This window comes from Actinosynnema sp. CS-041913 (assembly GCF_050942485.1).
In the GTDB taxonomy this organism is placed as follows: Bacteria; Actinomycetota; Actinomycetes; order Mycobacteriales; family Pseudonocardiaceae; genus Actinosynnema.
In genome coordinates, this window is the sequence record NZ_CP192037.1 from 1,271,486 (window position 1) to 1,285,496 (window position 14,011).

At 72.0% G+C, this 14,011-nt stretch carries 12 protein-coding genes; 7 read left to right on the forward strand and 5 right to left on the reverse strand.

Features of this window, described 5'->3' with window-relative positions; all coding sequences use genetic code 11:
- Positions 1 to 3 precede the first annotated feature (3 nt).
- Positions 4 to 165, reverse strand: coding sequence for a DUF397 domain-containing protein (locus ACQPZF_RS06250; RefSeq protein ID WP_433269188.1), 162 nt, complete (start codon positions 163 to 165; stop codon positions 4 to 6).
- 9 nt (positions 166 to 174) lie between these two features.
- Entirely contained in the window at positions 175 to 1,014 is an 840-nt protein-coding gene (locus ACQPZF_RS06255; protein ID WP_433269190.1) for a helix-turn-helix domain-containing protein, read from the reverse strand.
- 87 nt (positions 1,015 to 1,101) lie between these two features.
- Here ACQPZF_RS06255 and ACQPZF_RS06260 point away from each other — a divergent pair, with 87 nt between their 5' ends.
- Both ACQPZF_RS06260 and ACQPZF_RS06265 read left to right on the forward strand, forming a co-directional pair.
- Complete coding sequence (locus tag ACQPZF_RS06260; protein WP_433269192.1) at positions 1,102 to 1,317, forward strand: hypothetical protein; 216 nt, start codon at positions 1,102 to 1,104, stop codon at positions 1,315 to 1,317.
- A gap of 333 nt (positions 1,318 to 1,650) precedes the next feature.
- A complete protein-coding gene (locus ACQPZF_RS06265; RefSeq protein ID WP_433269194.1) occupies positions 1,651 to 4,284 on the forward strand; it encodes a BTAD domain-containing putative transcriptional regulator in 2,634 nt (877 codons plus the stop codon).
- A gap of 82 nt (positions 4,285 to 4,366) precedes the next feature.
- On the opposite strand, the gene ACQPZF_RS06270 is transcribed toward ACQPZF_RS06265, so the two are convergent.
- Positions 4,367 to 5,677, reverse strand: coding sequence for an MFS transporter (locus tag ACQPZF_RS06270; protein ID WP_433269196.1), 1,311 nt, complete (start codon positions 5,675 to 5,677; stop codon positions 4,367 to 4,369).
- Between the two features lie 98 nt (positions 5,678 to 5,775).
- Here ACQPZF_RS06270 and ACQPZF_RS06275 point away from each other — a divergent pair, with 98 nt between their 5' ends.
- The 5 genes from ACQPZF_RS06275 to ACQPZF_RS06295 all read left to right on the forward strand — a co-directional run bounded on the left by ACQPZF_RS06275 (position 5,776) and on the right by ACQPZF_RS06295 (position 12,671).
- Entirely contained in the window at positions 5,776 to 6,366 is a 591-nt protein-coding gene (locus ACQPZF_RS06275; protein ID WP_433269197.1) for an NADPH-dependent FMN reductase, read from the forward strand.
- Between the two features lies 1 nt (position 6,367).
- Positions 6,368 to 7,354 (forward strand): zinc-binding dehydrogenase, encoded by a 987-nt coding sequence (locus ACQPZF_RS06280; protein ID WP_433269199.1) that lies wholly within the window; start codon positions 6,368 to 6,370, stop codon positions 7,352 to 7,354.
- 10 nt (positions 7,355 to 7,364) lie between these two features.
- Complete coding sequence (locus ACQPZF_RS06285; RefSeq protein WP_433269201.1) at positions 7,365 to 10,025, forward strand: ATP-binding protein; 2,661 nt, start codon at positions 7,365 to 7,367, stop codon at positions 10,023 to 10,025.
- A 111-nt stretch (positions 10,026 to 10,136) separates the two neighbouring features.
- Positions 10,137 to 11,912: a family 20 glycosylhydrolase gene (locus ACQPZF_RS06290; protein WP_433269203.1), complete on the forward strand. Its 1,776-nt coding sequence runs from the start codon at positions 10,137 to 10,139 to the stop codon at positions 11,910 to 11,912.
- A 60-nt stretch (positions 11,913 to 11,972) separates the two neighbouring features.
- Entirely contained in the window at positions 11,973 to 12,671 is a 699-nt protein-coding gene (locus tag ACQPZF_RS06295; RefSeq protein ID WP_433269205.1) for a S1 family peptidase, read from the forward strand.
- Between the two features lie 66 nt (positions 12,672 to 12,737).
- Here the strand turns inward: ACQPZF_RS06295 and ACQPZF_RS06300 are convergent, their stop codons facing one another.
- The gene (locus ACQPZF_RS06300) at positions 12,738 to 13,553 is read right to left on the reverse strand and encodes a hypothetical protein (protein WP_433269207.1); all 816 of its coding nucleotides are present in this window, start codon (positions 13,551 to 13,553) and stop codon (positions 12,738 to 12,740) included.
- A gap of 67 nt (positions 13,554 to 13,620) precedes the next feature.
- Entirely contained in the window at positions 13,621 to 13,857 is a 237-nt protein-coding gene (locus ACQPZF_RS06305) for a hypothetical protein (RefSeq protein ID WP_433269209.1), read from the reverse strand.
- Between the last annotated feature and the right edge of the window lie 154 nt (positions 13,858 to 14,011).

Here is a 14,011-nt window from a genome sequence, read left to right on the forward strand (position 1 = left end):
TGCCTACTTCCGGCGTTGGAGGAAGGAGGTCCAGGCGGTCTCCGGGAAGGCTAGCTGTGGGCCGGTGGGGTGCTTGGAGTCGCGCACGGCGACCGGGCCGGCGGAGGGGAAGCGGACGGAGACACAGCTACCGTTGTCGGCGCTATAGCTGCTGGTACGCCACATATCGGACTCCTAGGTGATCAAGGATTCGATCAGAGCCGTGCTCTCGGTGGGCGACAGCGCGACTCGTTCCAGGCTTTGCGTACTCAGCGTATAGGTGCGAACCCGTCGGGCCTCCTCCACGAACACTGCGGCATCTTGGATCTCGATGTACACGATGGGCCGAGCGTCGGCGAAGTCCAGCAGCATGAACTGGCCGGTGCTGGCCGCATGGGGCCCTGCCTCGGGCAGCATCACCTGCAGGGCCACATTGGGCAGCTTCCCGAGCTTGAGCAGGTGGCGATACTGCTCGTTCATGATCTCCCGGTCGCCCACGCTCAGCCGCAAGGCTTGAAGGTTGATCACCGCGTGGAGGTCGAGTGGGTCTTCCTTCAGCAGGAGACGGTTGCGCTCCATCCGGAACTCCACCAGCCTCCCGGCCGTATCGGTGGACACTCGCGGCGAGGCGTTGGTCAGGGCGCTCGCGTAGGCCTCGGTTTGCAGGAGGCCCGGCAGGACGATCGGCTCGAAGACGAACTCCTTCCGCGCCAAGGACTCCAGCCCGACCATCGTGCGCAGCCAGTCCGACACCACATCGGTCCACGGCCCGATCCACGACGCCTCATCCGACCGGCTGCCCAACTGCACCAGTCGATCGATGTCCTCGGTCGGCACGGCACAGGCCCGGAGGATCTTCCGGATGTCGGCGGGGTACTGTGCGACCCGGCCGGTTTCCAGGTGGCTGAGCTTGGGCTTGCCGATCCCGCACACCGCAGCCAGTTGGGCGAGCGACAAATTCGCCTCGTTGCGATAACGCGCGAGTTCGATACCGATCAACCACTGGAGTGCCGAAGGTGCGGCCAACTCGAACATGTCACCACGGTATCGGAACCGTCTAGCTAAACGTATCACTCAATCGAGCGATTCCGATGGCTATACGTCTAGGTCTACGTTTGTCGCATGGAATTGGTCACTTACATGGAAATCGAGCGCGACACCAAGATCACCTACGAGCTGAACGCCGACCGCACCCTCATCCTCTCGGTCGGCCGCAGCGCGCACGGCCTGGGCCTGAGCGAAGGCCTCTCACTCCTGCTCGGCGAATCGGCCATGACCCAACTCATCGACAAGCTCACCGAAGGCCTGACCGAAATCCGCTCCGAAGTCAGCCGCTGACACACCCGATCCACGACGAGTTCGATCCGGTCCCCAACCCGGCGCAACACCACCGAGTGCCACCCGCGCGAGCCAGGCGCGACTCCCGCTCTTTCCCGACTTTCCCGTGAAGCCGCTTCCTCCCGGCTCCACGGGAACGCCTCCGCCGACCTGCGAATCCGAAAATCCCGGCCGATGGGGGGCATCGGCCGGGATTTTCGGACCCCCAGAAGGACGGGACTGTGGGAACTCCCGCCCTGGACAGCATCGGTCCGCGGTCCGGTCACCACTCTGCGCGCGTGATCATGCATCGACCTAGGATGAACCTTGAACCGGCAGGTCAAGGGGGCTGGCATGGACTTCGGGCTGCTCGGGGCGGTGGAAGCGCACGAAGGTGGGCGGCCGGTCGACGTCGGGCACACCCGGCAGCGGGCGGTGCTGGCGGCGTTGCTGCTGGAAGACGGGCGTCCGGTGCCGGTGGACCGGCTGGTCGACCGGGTGTGGGGCGATCTGCCGCCGTTGCGGGCGCGGGACACGTTGTACGGGTACGTGTCGAGGCTGCGGGCCAAGATCGGGATCTCCCGCCATCCGGCCGGGTACGTGCTGGAGACCACGTCGACGGACCTGCACGAGTTCCGCGACCTGGTCAAACAGGCCCGGAACGCGCCGCCCGCCGAAGCCGCGCCGCTCTACGACCGCGCGTTGGGCCTGTGGCGGGGCGAAGCGCTGGCGGGCCTGGAGTCGCCGTGGTTCGCCGCGACCAGGGAGGCCCTGCACGCCGAGCGCAACGCCGTCCGGCTGGACCGCAACGACGTCGTGCTCGACCTGGGCCGCCACACCGCCCTGCTGCCGGAGATCCAGGCGCAGGCCCAGGACGACCCGCTGGACGAACGCCTCGCGAGCCAGTTGATCAAGGCCCTGCACCGTGCCGGGCGGACGTCGGAGGCGCTCCAGCACTACGAGCACCTGCGCCGGCTGCTGGCGGAGGAGCTGGGCACCGATCCCGGCCCGGCGCTGCGGGACCTGCACCTCGAACTGCTCGGGCCGAAACCGGCGGTGCCCCGGCAGCTACCCGCGCCGCAACGGTGGTTCACCGGCCGCACCGAGGAGGTCCGGGCGCTCACCGAGCCGAGTTCGACGGTCGCCATCACCGCGATCGGCGGCGCGGGCGGCGTCGGGAAGTCCGCGCTGGTCCTGCACTGGGCGCACCTGCACGCCAAGGACTTCCCGGACGGCCAGCTCTACGTGAACCTGCGCGGCTTCGACCCGGCCGGCGAGCCGGTGACGCCGGCCGCCGCGTTGCGCGGGTTCCTGGAAGCCCTCGGGGTGCCCGACCCTCCGCAGGACGTGGACGCGCAGGCCGCCCTGTACCGGAGCCTGGTGGCGGACAAGAAGATCCTCGTGGTGCTGGACGACGCCCGTGACACGGCGCAGGTCACGCCGCTGCTGCCGGGTGGGCCGGGGTGCACCGCCCTGATCACCAGCCGCCGGCAGCTACTGGGCCTGATCAGCGCGCACGGGGCCAAGTCGATCTCGCTGAACGTCCTGGACGAAGCCGACGCCCGCGCGTTCCTGACCGCCCGGCTGGGGCGGGAGCGGGTCGCGGCCGAGCCGGCCGTGGTGGACGCGCTGCTCGACCTGTGCGGCGGGCTGCCGCTGGCGTTGGGCATCATCGCGGCCCGTGCGGTCACCCAGCCGGACCTGCCGCTCGCGGCGTTGGCCGAGGAGCTGGCCGAGCACCGGCTGGACGCGTTGGACGACCTGAGTTCCAGTCTCCGCACGGTGTTCGCCTCGTCGTTACGGGTGCTGGCCCCGGCGGCGGCGGAGCTGTTCGGGCTGCTCGGCCTGCCCACGGCGGCCGACCTGAGCCTGCGGTCGATCGCCGCGCTGGCCGACCTTCCCCCCGCGCGGGCCAGGGTTGTGTTGCGGGACCTGGAAACCGCGCACCTGGTGCAGCAGCACGTCCTCGGGCGGTACCGGATGCACGACCTGGTCCGGCTGTACGCGGCGGAGGTCGCGCCCGCCGACGACGGGCCGCTGCGCCGGTTCGTGGGCTACTTCGCCGCGACCGCGCACGCCGGCGACATGCTGATCGAGCCGCACCGGCCGCCGGTCGACGCGCCGGCCGGCGAGGTGGTCCCACTGGCCGACGCCTCGGCGGCGATGAGCTGGTTCGACGGCGAGTACGAGGCTTTGCTGGCCGCGCAACGCCAGGCCGTCGGCCGGGGGTGCCACGACCTCGTGTGGGTGATGGCCTGGACGTTGACGAACTACCACCTGCGGCGCGGTCACGCGGCCGAGGACCTGGCGGTGTGGCGGGCGGCGCTGGCGGCGGCCGAGGCGTTGGGGGACCGGTCCAAGCAGGTGGCGGCGCACCGGTACGTCGGGATGGCGCTGACCGAGTTCGGTGTGCACGAGGAGGGTCGGCACCACCTGGGCCGGGCGCTGGAGCTGGTGGAGGACGACTACGGCAAGGCCGGGGCGCATCGGGCGATGGCGTGGGCGTTGGAACGGCAGGGAGACCTGGCAGGTGCGCTCGCCCACGCCGACGCGCAACTCGTCCTGTTCCGCGGGCTGGGAATTCCGGTGCGGGTCGCGGAGGCGCTGAACGACGTCGGGTACCGGGCGGCGAAGCTCGGGGACTACGCGCGGGCGGAGGCGTGTTGCGCGGAAGCGTTGGCGCTCAACAAGGAACTCGGGCACCGCGAGGGCGAGGCGGCGACGTCGGACAGCCTCGGCTTCATCGCCCACCACCACGGCCGGGACACCGACGCCGTGCGGCACTACCACCACACGCTGGACCTGTACCGCGAGCTGGACAACAGCTACGAGGAGGCCAGCGTGTTGCGGCACCTCGGTGATGTGCACGCGGCGCTGGGCGACGGGGAGCAGGCCCGGACGTGCTGGCGGCAGGCGTTGACGCTGTTCGAGGCGCAGGGGCGGGTCGAGGACATCGAGGCGGCCACGGCGCTCCTGCGGTCGACCTAGCACCGGTCCGGCGTCGCGTCCGCTCTCGCCGAGCCTGCCGGGTGGCTCGGGTCTGACAGCGGGTTCGCGGCCGAAGGCTCCCCTACCGAGGGCGGCCCGTCACCAGCACACCGGTTCCGGCCACCACGAGGGCGGTCAGGACGGCGACCCCGATGCGGAACCCGGTGTCGCCGTTCCCGGCGAAACCGGCTGCCAGAGCGGCGATCGCGGGGCCGACGGTCGTGCCGACCATCCGCCCGGTGGCGCTGATGCCGCCCGCCGCGCCCTCCATCCCCTCCGGCGCGACGGACATCACCAGCGTGTTGATCGCGGCGTTGAACAGTCCCTGCCCCACCCCGATGACGGCCAGCCGCCAGCTCAGGTCCAGCAGACTCCCGATGGGCGGCAACAGGGTCAGCAGTCCGAGCACGGTCACCACCGCGCCGGCCACCGCCACCAGCCAGGGCCCGTAGCGGTCGGCCAGGTTCCCGGCCACCGCGGACAGCGCGCCGACACCGGCCACGAACACCAGCAGCGCGACGCCGACGTCCTCCGGAGTGCCGCCCAGCACGTCCGAGACGAAGTACGGCACCAGGAAGAACAGCAGCCCGCCCAGCGTCGCGACCAGCATCAGCGCCGCCATCGGCAACCCGAACGCCGGCCGCCGCGCCAGCCGCAGCACCGGGCGCGACGCCGGCAGCTTGCCCCACCACACCGCGAGCACCACGCCGACCGCGACCAGCCACGCCCGGTCCTGGAACGCCAGCAGCACGGCCGTGATCGCGCCACCCAGCAGCACCGCCTCCAGCAGCAGCCCGCGGTCCGGCAGCGGCAGCCCGCGCCCGTCCCCGCGCAGCCCGCGGAACACCATCAGCAGCACCGCGACCAGCAGCGGCAGCTTCATCAGGAACACCGACCGCCACCCGACCGCGCCCGCCACGAACCCGCCCAGCGGAGCGCCCGCCATCCCGCCGATGGTCATGATCGTCATCACGTACCCGACCGCCCGGCCGCGCTGCGCGGGCCCGACCGCCGCCACCACGATCGGCATGTACCCGGCCAGCACCAGCGACGCGGCGACACCCTGCAACGCCCGTCCGACCAGCAGCACCCAGAACGCGGGCGCGACCGCCGTGAGCACGCTCGCCACGCCGACGCCGGCCATCGCGAGCAGGAACGCGAGCCGCACGTCCGTCCGGTCCACCCACCGCCCCGCCGGGATCGCGATCGCCGCCATCGGCAGCGTGTAGGCGAGCAGCACCCACGCCGTCGCGCCCGGCCCCACGCCCAGTTCGGCGCCCATGCTGGGCAGCGTGACGGCGGCCACGGTCATCTCGGTGGTCACCACCAGCATGGCCAACGCGAGCGCCACCACGGGCGTCCAACGCGTCTTGACCTGCGCTTCCTGTGTCATGGGCCGAACTTATGGGCGGGTGCCGGCCAGTCGAATCCGTCAGGTGACCAGTCGCGTGACAGATGCCCGCCGGCGTCCCCAGTTCGTAGCTTGGGGCCATGTCCGAGGGAGGGAACAACGTGATCAAGCTGGCGATCATCATCGGGAGCACCCGCAAGGGCCGGTTCGGGCCCGTGGTGGCGAACTGGTTCGTCGACCAGGCCAAGCAGCGCGCGGACCTGGACGTCGACGTGCTGGACCTGGCCGACGTGGGGCTGCCCGACGTGCTGCACGGGTTCGGCGAGGAGCCCGCGGAGGAGGTCAAGCTGGTGTCGCCGAGGCTGGCGGACGCGGACGCGTTCGTCGTCGTCACGCCGGAGTACAACCACAGCTTCCCCGCGCCGCTGAAGAGCGCCATCGACTGGCACTTCACCGAGTGGCAGGCCAAGCCCGTCGGGTTCGTGTCGTACGGCGGGGTCGGCGGCGGGCTGCGGGCCGTGGAGCAGCTCCGGCAGGTGTTCGCCGAGCTGCACGCCGTCACGGTGCGCGACACGGTCAGCTTCCACGGCGCGTGGTCGAGGTTCGACGGCGCGGGCGAGCCGGTGGACGCCGAGGGCGTGAACGGGGCCGCGAAGACCATGCTCGACCAGCTCGTCTGGTGGGGCTCCGCGCTGAACGAGGCGCGTGCCAAGCGCCCGTACGGAGCCTGACGTGCACGCTGTCCGTCTGCACCGGTTCGGGTCGCCCGCCGAGCTGCGGTACGAGGAGGCGCAGGTCCCCGAGCCGGGGCCCGGCCAGGTCCGGATCGCGGTGCGCGCCGCCGGCGTGCACCTGGTGGACACGGTGATCCGGCGCGGCTGCGCGGAATGGCTGCCGCTGCCGGACCTGCCCGTGGTGCCCGGCAGCGAGGTCGCCGGGGTGGTCGACGCCGTGGGTCCGGGGGTGCCCGACACGTGGCTGGGCGAGCGGGTCGTGACGCAGCTCGGCCTGGCCAGCGGGGGGTACGCGGAGCTGGCCGTGCGGGAGGTCGGTGCGCTGCACCTCATCCCGGACGTGCTCGGGTTCGAGGCCGCCGTGACCATGGTCTGCACCGGCAGCACGGCCGTGGGGGTGCTGGCGGTGGCGGCGTTGGAGCCGGACGACGTGGTGCTGGTCACGGCGGCGGCCGGGGCGGTGGGGAACCTGCTGGTGCAGGGCGCGTCGCGGATGGGGGCGCACGTGGTCGGGGTCGCGGGGTGCGACGAGAAGCGGAAGACCGTGCTGAGGTCGGGCGCGTCCGTCGCGGTCGACTACCGGCGGGCGGGGTGGCCGGACGAGGTGCGGTCGGCGTTGGGCGGCCGGGAGGTGAGCGTGGTGCTGGACGGCGTGGGCGGCGCGTACGGGCGCGGGGCGCTGGAGCTGGTGGGGCCCGGCGGCCGGGTGATCATGTTCGGGACGTCGTCGGGGGAGCCGACCGAGGTGTCCACTTCGGACCTGTTCGAACGGGGTCTGAGCGTGACGGTGGCCGTGGGCCCGCACGTGGCCAAGCGGGCCGGCGGACTGCGGGCGTTGGAGGCGCGGGCGTTGGCGGATGCGGCTGCGGGCCGGTTCACGCCCGTGCTGCACCGCTTCCCGCTGTCGTCGGCCGCCGAGGCGCACGAGGCCTTGGAGAGCCGCCGCACGGTCGGCAAAGTCGTCCTCGTCCCGGACGCCGGCTAGGGTCGTGGACATGCTGCACGGACGGTCCTCGGAAATCGCGGTGGTCGATCGGCTCCTCGCCGACGCCCGCGCGGGGCGCAGCGGCGTGCTCGTCGTGCGCGGCGAGGCGGGCATCGGCAAGTCGGCCCTGCTCGACCACGCGGCGGCGGACGGCTTCCGCGTGCTGCGGGGCGTCGCCGTCGAGTCCGAGTCGGTGGTGCCGTTCGCGGGGTTGAACCTGCTGCTGGGCCGGGTCGTGGACCAGGCCGGGTCGCTGCCCGCGAACCAGGCGGCGGCGCTGCGTTCCGCGCTGGGCCTGGCCCCATCCGACGGGGGCGACAGCCACCTGGTGGGGCTGGCGGTGCTGACGCTGCTCGCCGACCTCGCCGAACAGCGGCCGGTGGTGTGCCTGGTGGACGACGCGCACTGGCTCGACCCCGGCTCGGCGGACGCGCTGCTGTTCGCCGCCCGGCGGCTGGAGGCGGAGGGGGTCGTGATGATCTTCGCGGCCCGGGACCTGCACGCTCCGCCGTTCCCCGCCCCCGGCCTGCCGGAACTGCGGTTGACCGGTCTGTCCACGGAGGACGCCACGGCGCTGCTCGACCAGCACGCCTCCGACCTGCCCCGGTACGTGCGGGACCAGATCGCGGCGGAGGCGCGCGGGAACCCGTTGGCGTTGCTGGAACTACCTGCCGCGCAACGCGAGGGCCACCTGCCCGCGGCACACGCCTACCGGGTCGGCTCGCTGCCCACGCACAGCCGTATCCAGCAGACGTTCGCCGACCGCATCGGGACGCTGCCCGCCGGCACCCGGGACCTGCTGCTGGTGGCCGCCGCCGACGACACGGGCGATCCGGGCGTGGTGTTCAAGGCCGCCGCGTTGCTCGGGGCCGGGCCGGCCGACCTGGAGGCGGCGGAACAGCGTCAGCTCCTGCGTTCCGACCAGGGCAGGCTGACGTTCCGCCACCCGCTGATCCGTGCGGCGGCGTACCAGGGCGCGCCCCTCTCGCGGCGGCTGGCCGTGCACAAGGCGCTGTCCGAGGTGTCGGGGGACACCTACCGCAGCGCCCTGCACCTCGCCGCAGCGACGACCGCTCCGGACGAGGACGTCGCGCGGGCCTTGGCGCGTTCGGCGGAGGACGCCCGCCGGCGGAGCGGCTACGTGGCGGTCGCGGCGGCCTACCAGCGTGCCGCCGAACTCAGTCCCGACGTGGTGCGCCGCGGTCAGCGCCTCACCGCGGCGGCCGGCGCGGCGTTGGAGGCGGGCCAGTTCGACCGGGCCGGTGTGCTCGCCGACCAGGCCGGGGACCTCCTCGACCAACCGCTGGAGTTGGCGCAGGTGGCGCGTATCAGGGCGACGCTGGCCAGCGAGCAGGGGCGGTACGGCGAGGCCGCGGCGGAGCTGTCGCGGGCCGCGCGGTGCGCCGTGCACGAGGATCGCCCGCTGGCCGTGGAACTGCTCTTCGCGGCGGCGCAAAGCGCTTGGACGGCAAGGGATCTGCCCGCCGTCCGGCAGATCGCCGCCCAGGTCGACGGGTTGCCCGGCGCGTCCGACGTGCAGGCGCTGGCCCGTGCGGCGCTCGGTCTGGAAGGTGGCGACGTCGCGGACGCCCTCGCGGCCCTCCGGGAGCTGCTGGCGGCGGAACGCGAGGGCTGGCAGGGCAACGCCGTGGTCGCCTGGTGGCTGTTGCTGCTGGGCGAGGACCAGGCGGCGTTCGACTGGGCGGTGGCGCTGGAGCGCGCGTGCCGGACGGCCGGGGCGCTGGGTGTGCTGCCCCGGGCGTTGGCCTACCTGGCACGGGGCAGGCTGCACCTGGGGCAGCACCACGACGCCCGCGCCACCGCCGAGGAGGGCCTGCGGATCGCGTCCGACATCGGCCAGGTGTTCAGCGCCGGGTTCCTGCGCAGTGTGCTGGCGGAGCTGGCGGCGATCGAGGGGGACGAGGAGCGCTGCGCGGAGATGGCGGCGCACCTGGCCGGCGGACCGACGAGCGCCATCCGCGCGGCGTGCGCGCTGGCACTGCTGGACCTGGGGATGGGCCGGCACGAGGCGGTGCTGGAGCGGCTGTCCGAGGTGGCGGCGGGGGAGTACCGGCTGTACGCGATCGGGAGCCTGCCGGACCTGGTCGAGGCCGCCGTCCGGGTCGGCCGTCCGTCCATGGCCGCGGATTCGGCGGCCTGGTACGGCGAATGGGCCGAGCACACCGGCCGGCCGTGGGCGCGGGCGGTCGCCCTGCGCTGCCGGGCACTGCTCACCGACGAGGAGCGCTGGTTCACCGAGGCCGTGGAACTGCACCGGACCTCCGGTCGTCCGTTCGAACGCGCCCGCACCGAACTCCTGTACGGCGAGTGGCTGCGCCGGGCCCGTCGGCGCAACGACGCCCGGACGCACCTGCGTTCCGCGCTGGACGCGTTCGACCGCCTCGGGGCCACCCCGTGGGCGACCCGTGCCCGCACCGAGCTGCGGGCGACCGGCGAGAGCCGCGCCCAACCGGGCCCTGACCCGTTGAGCACCCTGACGCCGCAGGAACTCCAGGTCGTGCGGCTGGCGGCGGGCGGCCTGAGCAACCGCGACATCGGCGCGCAGCTCTTCCTGAGCCCCCGCACGGTCGGCTACCACCTGTACAAGGCGTACCCGAAGCTCGGTGTGGCGTCACGGGTGGAGCTGGGCAGGCTCGACCTCTCGGGATAGTCGTCGCTCGGGGGAACTACCGGCGAGTGGTCTAGACCCATTGACATTACCGCGCACGGGTACGCACGCTTGACCCCGGAGGCCGCCGCCTGCCCCGGAGGAGGTCCAACGATGAAACTCCAAGCAAGGGTGGCGCGCGCGCTCGCCGTCCTGGTGCTGCTGCTCGGCGCGACCGTCGTGTGGAACGTCAGCTCCAACCCGATCACCGCGACCGCGGCCGAACCCCTCCAGAGCCTCGTGCCGGTGCCGGTGTCCGTCCAGGCGGTCTCCGGGGCGGCGCACACGCTCGGCGCCACCACCAAGATCTACACGGCGCCGGCGGCCCACGGCGTCGGCGACTACCTGGCGGGCCTCCTCAAGCCGTCCACCGGCTACCCGTTCCCGGTCGAGGACACGACCGGCACGCCGACGGACGGGATCGCCCTGCTGCTGAGCGGTGCGCCGACGACGGTCGGCGACCAGGGCTACCAGCTCGGCGTCACCACGGCCGCGATCACGATCCGCGCCAACACGGCGGCCGGGCTGTTCGCGGGCGTGCAGACGCTGCGGCAGTTGCTGCCGGGCAAGGTGGACAGCGCCACCCCGCAGACCGGACCGTGGACGGTGCCGGGCGCGAACATCACCGACTACCCGCGGTTCCAGCACCGGGGCGCGATGCTGGACGTGGCACGGCACTTCCACCCGGTCGCCACGGTGAAGCGGTACCTCGACCAGCTCGCCCTGTACAAGGTCAACTACTTCCACCTGCACCTGACGGACGACCAGGGGTGGCGGATCGTCATCGACTCCTGGCCCCGGCTGGCCACGCACGGCGGCAGCACCCAGGTCGGCGGCGGGCCCGGCGGCTACTACACCAAGGCGCAGTACCAGGAGATCGTCGCCCACGCGGCGGCACGGCACATCACGGTCATCCCCGAGGTCGACCTGCCGGGCCACACGAACGCGGCGCTCGCGTCGTACGCCGAGCTCAACTGCAACGGGGTCGCCCCGGCGCTGCGCACGGACATCGCGGTCGGCTACAGCTCGCTGTGCGTCGGCAAGGACGTCACGTACAAGTTCGTCGAGGACGTGATCCGCGAGATCGCCGAGATCACCCCCGGGCCGTACTTCCACATCGGCGGTGACGAGGCCAGCGCCACCACGGACCAGGACTACCAGACGTTCATGAACAAGACCCTGCCGCTGGTGGCCAAGTACGGCAAGAAGGCCATGGGCTGGCACGAGTTCATCAAGACCACCACCGACACCTCCGCCGTCCCCCAGTACTGGGGCACCACGACGTCCAACGCGATCGTCCAGGCCGCCGCGGCGCGCGGCGCGAAGGTGCTGATGTCCCCGGCCAACAAGGCGTACCTGGACATGAAGTACAACTCCAGCACGCCGCTCGGCCTGTCCTGGGCCGGGTTCATCGAGGTGCAGGACGCCTACAACTGGAACCCCGGCACGCACCTCAGCGGCGTGCCCGAGTCGGCCGTCCGGGGCGTCGAGGCTCCACTGTGGACGGAGACGATCGTGACCCCGGCGCACATCGACTTCATGGCGTTCCCCCGCCTGGCGGTGATCTCGGAGCTGGGCTGGTCGCCGTGGTCGACGCACAACTGGGACGCCTTCAAGGTCCGCCTCGGCGCGCAGGCGCCCCGGTGGACCGCTCTGGGCGTCAACTTCTACCGTTCGGCCCAAGTCCCCTGGGACAACGGGGGAACGTCCACGGGCACAACCACCACAACGACCTCTGGCGTGCCGTCGGGTGGCTGGGCACCATGGATCACGTACCCGATCGACGTGACGGTCACCTTCGACGGCGTCGCCTACAAGTGCCGCCAACCGCACACCTCGCAGCCAGGCTGGGAACCGCCCAACGTCCCGGCACTCTGGCAGCGCGCCTAACCCACCCAGCCGGAAGGCGTGCACCGCGCGCCTTCCGGCCCACCGAGGAGGCACTCACCGATGCGTGCCCTGCTGGTCGCCCTGCTCATGCTGGTCGCACCCACCGCGACCGCCGACCCCGTGCCCCGGATCATCGGCGGAGGCCCCGCCTCCCAGGCGTATTCCTTCGTCGCTTCCCTGCAGAACACCAACGGCGGCCACCTCTGCGGCGGCGCCCTGGTCCAGTCGGGCTGGGTACTCACCGCCAAGCACTGCGTCACCGGCACGAGCCCGTCGAACCTCCGGGTCCGGGTCGGCTCGGTGAACCGCACTTCCGGCGGCACCCTGGAGCTGGTCACCCAGTTCGTGCAGCACCCGGGTTCCGACGTGGCGCTGCTGCGACTGCGCGCCCCGGTCACCCACCAACCGGTGCAGATCGCGGTGTCGGTGCCGATCGGCTCGACGGTCCGCCTGCTCGGCTGGGGCAGGACGTGCGCGACCTGCACCGACCCCCTGCCGCTCGGTCTGCGCGAGGTGGACGCCCCCGTGCTGCCCGACAGCCGGTGCGGCACCGGCCCGGCCGAGCTGTGCGTCGGCGGCGACGGCCGGGGCGCGTGCCAAGGCGACTCCGGCAGCCCGGCGATCCTCAAGGTCGGCACGGTCTGGCACCTGGCGGGCGCGGCGTCCCGGGGCACCACGGCGGTCTGCGGCCAAGGCCCGTGGATCTACTCGGACGCCTCCGCGCACCGCACGTGGATCCGGAACATCACCGGCCTCTAGCCACAGATCACCGAGGCCATCCGAAAGCGCTCGTGGAGCAACGGCACCACCGCGGCCGATCCGCCGTCAGACGATCCTGGCGGCGGACACCGGCCGTTGCGCGAGCGGGTATGCGCCGCCCGACGAGGTGTTCACGCTCCACCGGTACCGGGTGAACCCACCGGTCCGGTCGGAGGCGTAGAACATCATGTGCCCGAAGCCCGCCCCGCCGGTCCGCGCGGTGGAGTTGAAGATCCGGCTGTCCGGGAACGCGAAGTAGCTGCCGACCCCGTGCACGCCGTGCGGCTCGGCGGTGCAGTCCACCACCTCCACGGCGTACTGCGTCTCACCGGGGAAGTTCAGGCTCGCCACGGGCGCCACGTAGGTGCCCCGCACCGAGCGGACCATGACGATGTGGCCGGTGTTGGTGTCCTGGTCGTTGCGGTAGTCGATGGCGATCAGGTCGCCCGGCCGCAGGTCGGCGACCCGGCGCACACGGCGGAAGTGCGGGATGCGCGAGTGCTCGAACGCCGCCCGGTAGTCCCGGGCGAACGGGCTGGCCAGGCCGAAGTGCCTGCTGAAGAACCCCGAAGTGGCCCACGGGTAGGTCCGCTTGAGCACCGCCGTCTGGAACGAGGCGCACTGGCTCTGGTTGAACCAGGTCGTCGCGTCGCCGGGGGAGCCCCAGGTCACGATGTTCGGCTGGGCCGGGCTCTTGTAGGTGTTGTTGGCCAGCGGGCAGGTGGGCAGCGACAGGTAGCCGACCAGTTGCTCGGCCTGGAGCAGGTGCGGGGTGGCCGCCCGGTGCGGGTGGGACTCGCCGAACGCGGTCGTCCCGAGGGGCGCGGCGACCTCCTCCGCGACGGCGGTCCCCCCGGAGAACGATCTGCGGGACAGGTCCATCGTGCGAATCCCCCTTCGATACGGGCCCGCACACCGTAGTCGAAGGGGCTCCGCCGCACCTGTCTCGTCAGCGGGTGTAGAACAGGACGAGTGTGGTCAGGACCGTGCAACCGGCCAGCACCGTGGCGAGCCCGGTCATGGCCGCGCCGGCCGACACGACCACGCGGGTCAGCAGGCCGAGCACGCGGCGCAGCAGCCGAGCGAGGCCCAGTACCAGCGCCATCGCGCCCATCAGGATGACCACCACGAGCGGCGTCCACTCGGTGGTCTCGGACGATTGAGCTAAAGCGGCAAGCGTGTTCATGGCAACCCCCGGATGGCTTCCTGGGTGAACTTCACTTAGCTCACTGAAGTTGAGTAAACCTCAGCGAGCTTCAGAGTAAGGTGCCTGTATGAACCTGGCAAGGGTGTTCAGGGGTTATCGGGTCGATGATTTGGCCCGACTTCGTGTATGTTGC

What these genes read in the sequence shown, in the direction of transcription:
- ACQPZF_RS06250 (WP_433269188.1), bottom strand. Translation starts at nt 165, where the DNA reads ATGTGGCGTACCAGCAGCTATAGCGCCGACAACGGTAGCTGTGTCTCC.
- ACQPZF_RS06255 (WP_433269190.1), bottom strand. Translation starts at nt 1,014, where the DNA reads ATGTTCGAGTTGGCCGCACCTTCGGCACTCCAGTGGTTGATCGGTATC.
- ACQPZF_RS06260 (WP_433269192.1), top strand. Translation starts at nt 1,102, where the DNA reads ATGGAATTGGTCACTTACATGGAAATCGAGCGCGACACCAAGATCACC.
- ACQPZF_RS06265 (WP_433269194.1), top strand. Translation starts at nt 1,651, where the DNA reads ATGGACTTCGGGCTGCTCGGGGCGGTGGAAGCGCACGAAGGTGGGCGG.
- ACQPZF_RS06270 (WP_433269196.1), bottom strand. Translation starts at nt 5,677, where the DNA reads ATGACACAGGAAGCGCAGGTCAAGACGCGTTGGACGCCCGTGGTGGCG.
- ACQPZF_RS06275 (WP_433269197.1), top strand. Translation starts at nt 5,776, where the DNA reads ATGTCCGAGGGAGGGAACAACGTGATCAAGCTGGCGATCATCATCGGG.
- ACQPZF_RS06285 (WP_433269201.1), top strand. Translation starts at nt 7,365, where the DNA reads ATGCTGCACGGACGGTCCTCGGAAATCGCGGTGGTCGATCGGCTCCTC.
- ACQPZF_RS06290 (WP_433269203.1), top strand. Translation starts at nt 10,137, where the DNA reads ATGAAACTCCAAGCAAGGGTGGCGCGCGCGCTCGCCGTCCTGGTGCTG.
- ACQPZF_RS06295 (WP_433269205.1), top strand. Translation starts at nt 11,973, where the DNA reads ATGCGTGCCCTGCTGGTCGCCCTGCTCATGCTGGTCGCACCCACCGCG.
- ACQPZF_RS06300 (WP_433269207.1), bottom strand. Translation starts at nt 13,553, where the DNA reads ATGGACCTGTCCCGCAGATCGTTCTCCGGGGGGACCGCCGTCGCGGAG.
- ACQPZF_RS06305 (WP_433269209.1), bottom strand. Translation starts at nt 13,857, where the DNA reads ATGAACACGCTTGCCGCTTTAGCTCAATCGTCCGAGACCACCGAGTGG.